Raw genomic sequence first — 4577 nt, 5'->3', positions numbered from 1 at the left:
CGTAATTTACCCTATTAAAATGTTTGGTCACTGGAAACTGTGAACCATTTTGAACCACAACTAAATACACTAGTTAAAGAAAAGGGAAACGCTATCGTTATCTAAATTTTACTTTTGATTGCAAAACAAAAAAGGCACTGCCTATGCTCAAATTCTTGACTACTATTTCTTCTATCGATAACCCAAGTCCCTCCTGAAATACATTTAATGCATCATATAGTATACACATCAAGGAAACCAGTAAGCTCTTCAAAAAGTACAGTGTTATCTAACTTGTCTTTACAAAACGTTCCAGGTTTTCTAGTGTGGAATTCAACCCATCAATGTGATCGTCCTTCTTGATGCCTTTAGGGACATTTTCAGCGACAATCGTTACCTTCGCCCCTTGTTCTACTTCTTCAAAATACCAAGTCATCACCATATTCCCTGCAAAGGCAGGATCATCTGACTCAAATACACCAGCCTCAACGATTTTCTGATTGGGTATCAATTCAAAAAAGGTACCTTCTAAAGAATCTGAATTTTCAGTTGTTTTCCCTTGAGTGGCATGTTCATCCTCATAAGTGAGTGTTAATTGAAATCTCCCACCTACTACTGGTTCAAACAGACCAATTTCCCCTCTCATACCATCAGGCGGCAACCATTTGACTAAAGAGTTCGGGTCCATGAATGCTTGATAAAGTGTGTGCGGCGAAGCATCAATTACTTTTGAGACAGTGTCAATCCTTCCACTCTTCGGATTGTTTTCCATGATAAACGCTCCTTCATAAATATAATCGACTCTTTTACTTTTTTAAAGTATACCATCATAGGTAGAGAGATTCTTCTAGACTGTTTTAATCTTCAAAATATTAATATCTTCTTATGTGTTCATCAAATTGAGTATGCTAGTTTTCGTTCAAAAAAAAGAACTGCCATATAGATAGTTTTTATATATATATATATCGTTATATTAACGTTTTTAGTATTGAGACGCTGTTTGAACTTTCTTAAGACCTGGTTTTATATTTGACTAAATGAATAAGCATGAAAAATCCTGATATTACAGCATTTTGAAGAAATATATATTGAATGAATTTGAATAGATTTGAACCTAATGTGTTCTAATTTTGGGTTCTAAAATTGGTAGTATATTTCGTTAGTTTTTATTTTAATATAGTATAAAAAATTTCATCTATGTTCAATAAGGTTTAGACACAGTAACTATCTATATATAATATTTTCAAAAAACAATAAACACTCCATATAGCTCTTAAAAATAAACCAAACACAACATGTTGTGTTTCACCATATACTATTGTAATTTTCCATGATATAATAAGATCAACTTTATAAAATGGGGGGGCACTAACATAATGGGATACAAAAAAAATGAAAAAATAAATGAAGTACTAGCAAAAATAGATTTGACAAAAACACAAAGAGAACGTGCAAAGGAATTATATACTAATATTTGTAAAACAATAATTAGAACATCTGGTTTAGATATAAATTTTTACTCACAAGGTTCATTTGCAACTAAGACTGCTGTTAGACCTTTTAAAGATGGAAAAGATAGGTCATATGATGTAGATGTTATTTGCGAAGTTCAAAATTTAGATAAAAGTATCACACCTTCAAAATTAATGGATATTTTTGAAGAAGCCATAGACTCTGCAGGTTATCATAATTATACACGGTGGGAAAAATGTTTTACAGTTGAATATGCTAAAATTGACGATATTGAATTTACGATCGATATTATTCCTTCCGTTGCTGAATCTTTTGAAACATTAGAAAAAATAAGACAAGAAACTGAATGTATTGAATTAGTTGAGACTTCAATAGCTATTCCTAACGTAGCTCCAAGTTATAATAAATGGATTTCAAATAACCCTCTTGGGTATAAAACTTGGTTTGAAAACCAAACACAAGCTTACGAGAAAAAATATGAAGAATTTCGTAAAGGGATTTTTGACTCCACTATTGAAGAATTGCCAGAAGATGCAGCAACTAATTTAATGAGAAATGTAATTAAGATTCTTAAAAGATTACGTGATGTATATTTCTCAAGAGCAACTGCTCAGTCAAAACCATCTTCAATAGTTATTACTACAATTGTTGCTAAATTAGCTAATAAATTATTCTATGCTCAAGACGAGTTTACTTTATTAAACTTAGTAGTATCTGAGCTTCAACAACTAGAAAGTTTCTCTAGAGGAAAATCTATTCAGAAAAGTTTAAATGAAGGTTTTATAATTTCAGAGATTATAGCTTTAAGCAACGGTCAATGGATTCTTAAAAATCCAGCCAATGGTTTAGATAATATTTTAAGCTCTTGGAATGAAGAAAAACAAGTAGCTAAAGACTTTTTCAACTGGGTTTCCGACTTAAAAAACTTAGTTGAAAGTCAAACTTCTTCAAATATTGAAGATATTCAAAAATCAGAAATGCTTTATGACTCTTTGAATCTAGATTTTTCTTCAATTAAAGAAGCAGATTTTGAAGTTAATTCTGCTAAAGCAAGCCCTTGGAGAGTAAAATGATTCTATCTAAAAGCTTGATTATCCAAAGTATTAATAGTTTATCTGGGCTGACAATAAAAGAAATTATAGAAGAAAAAAACTTTTACAAAATTGTTATGTGTATTTCTTGTAGTAGTCAAATAAATGGAGTTAAAACATTTCTAGATTATAATATTTTGATTGAACTCCCTTATTCTTATCCAAAATCATTACCGACTTGCTATGAGTATGGTGAAAGAAAAATTCATTCATACCATCATATTAATCCGGATAAAGCTGGTTCCTTCTGTTTAGGTACGGAGATGGAGTTAAGGTATAGATTACTACCAAACTATACTATCAATAAATACTTTGAATTAATTGTAGAGTACCTCACTGTTTATTCATATTATCAAAAGTATCATACAATGCCTGTGGTAGAGCGCAGCCATGGGAATAAAGGTATTTTGGAAGGCTATCAATATCTATTTAAATCAGAAAACAGAGGGATTGTTTTAAAACTATTATTTGCTCTTCCGGTTAAAAATAAAAATAGAAATCTCCCCTGCCCATGTGGTTCCAGTAAAAAAATGAAAAAATGTCATTATTATGAACTGCATAAAATTTCTAAATCACGTCTATTATACAATCAGGCGATGAGTGATTTAGAAATTTTAAAAGATAGGAGAAACTTATGAATACAATATATTCTAGACAAAATACTGATATAGCTTTAGCTTGTCAAACGTCTGCTCGATATTATTATGATAAAGCTGATTTGTTAGATAATTTTTATTGGCTAGGTATTCTAATTACTATTATCTTTAAAATGATATGGACAAATAGTATATGGATGGATTATTCACTAATTTTATGGTTCTTAACAACATTAATTTTAGATAGTTACATTTCTCAATATACTTCGAAAGCAGCGGAATTTAAACAAGTATTTGACGAATATGTTTTTGGTTGGAAAAAAGAAATCTCTCAAAATACTATTAAACCAGTTCAAATACTTAAATCAAAGAATAAAAAAATGTTTAAATCACAGATGAATCATACAGGTAATGATAAACCTAGAGGAGTAAAAGATTGGTACGAGTTCGTCGATGATAAGGAAAATCAACAAACAACTTTAAAAAAAGCTATAGGTGAAAATGTATACTATGATGCTAGTATAAATACTATATTACTAAGTATTTTAATAATCTCAATACTATTAACATTTGTATACTTCCGAGATACAACTCTAACTGAGTATTTTAAAACAGTTTTTTTAGTAATGTCTAGTTTATCCAAAAAGATTATCACAACGATCCTGAAAACGCTGCAAGTAAATAAATTAAATAAAGAAATAAATCTTCGACTAAATTTAGCAAAAAATGAAGATGATTTTAGAGAAATTCAAAATATAGTTTTTATAAAACGCCAAGTTTCTGGTGTTACTCCTAGTTGGATTTATTTTATTAAAAAAAATAAAATTACAAAATTAGCAAAAATTACGTTTTCCAATATTGATTAATAAAATTACTATAATATTTTTCGGACACTTCAAACGAAGTGTCTTTTTTGTATGTAGGAACTGATTAAAATTATTAGTTCAGTACTTGAAAGCCTATTTGACCGAATTGGTGTCTTTCCTTTAGCATTGGATCGTCTACTCGTCGTAAAAACACAAGTACAGTCGATTCGTAACCTGTATATGGAAAAAATCAACAGATAATTATATAAATTTTAGCTTTCACATACTTAGAACATTAATTCTTCTTTATTGATAGAATTAGAAGCTAAAAATAAAACTATAGAGGAACAGTCGGCAATTCAATTATCCATATTGTCTTGAACATTTATTCTCACGTAACCTTCAACAATATTTAAGTATTCGATTTTTTGAAAATGTTATATAAAAAAATAAACCTTCTGTCTAAAATAACATAAAAGTTATTTTAGACAGAAGGTTTTAGTTTTTCTTTAATTGTACCATTTTTTTACTCGTCATCCATCTTAAGAACGGACATAAAGGCCTCTTATAATATTGGATTTTGATACTGGTTATTTCAAATCGATTCTAAACGGTTATCTCTTTATATATAA

At 29.3% G+C, this 4577-nt stretch carries 4 protein-coding genes; 3 read left to right on the top strand and 1 reads right to left on the bottom strand.

Annotated features, from left to right (window positions below; genetic code table 11):
* Nucleotides 1-268: 268 nt before the first annotated feature.
* Entirely contained in the window at nucleotides 269-751 is a 483-nt protein-coding gene (locus ABS911_RS14440) for an SRPBCC domain-containing protein (protein WP_350468137.1), read from the bottom strand.
* A gap of 604 nt (nucleotides 752-1355) precedes the next feature.
* Between ABS911_RS14440 and ABS911_RS14435 the strand changes: the two genes are divergently transcribed.
* The 3 genes from ABS911_RS14435 to ABS911_RS14425 are packed head-to-tail and all read left to right on the top strand — an operon-like array spanning nucleotide 1356 to nucleotide 4005.
* On the top strand, nucleotides 1356-2525 hold the full coding sequence (locus tag ABS911_RS14435) for an SMODS domain-containing nucleotidyltransferase (protein WP_251166061.1): 1170 nt from the start codon (nucleotides 1356-1358) through the stop codon (nucleotides 2523-2525).
* Nucleotides 2522-3181, top strand: a complete 660-nt coding sequence (locus ABS911_RS14430; RefSeq protein ID WP_034536600.1) for an SEC-C metal-binding domain-containing protein — start codon at nucleotides 2522-2524, stop codon at nucleotides 3179-3181. The genes ABS911_RS14435 and ABS911_RS14430 overlap by 4 nt, the downstream gene beginning before the upstream one ends.
* Nucleotides 3178-4005: an S-4TM family putative pore-forming effector gene (locus tag ABS911_RS14425; protein ID WP_034536599.1), complete on the top strand. Its 828-nt coding sequence runs from the start codon at nucleotides 3178-3180 to the stop codon at nucleotides 4003-4005. Before ABS911_RS14430 ends, ABS911_RS14425 begins: the two co-directional genes overlap by 4 nt.
* Nucleotides 4006-4577: the final 572 nt, after the last annotated feature.

The sequence above is a fragment of the Carnobacterium sp. genome, from assembly GCF_040274425.1.
This window is presented reverse-complemented; position numbering and strand designations above follow the sequence as displayed.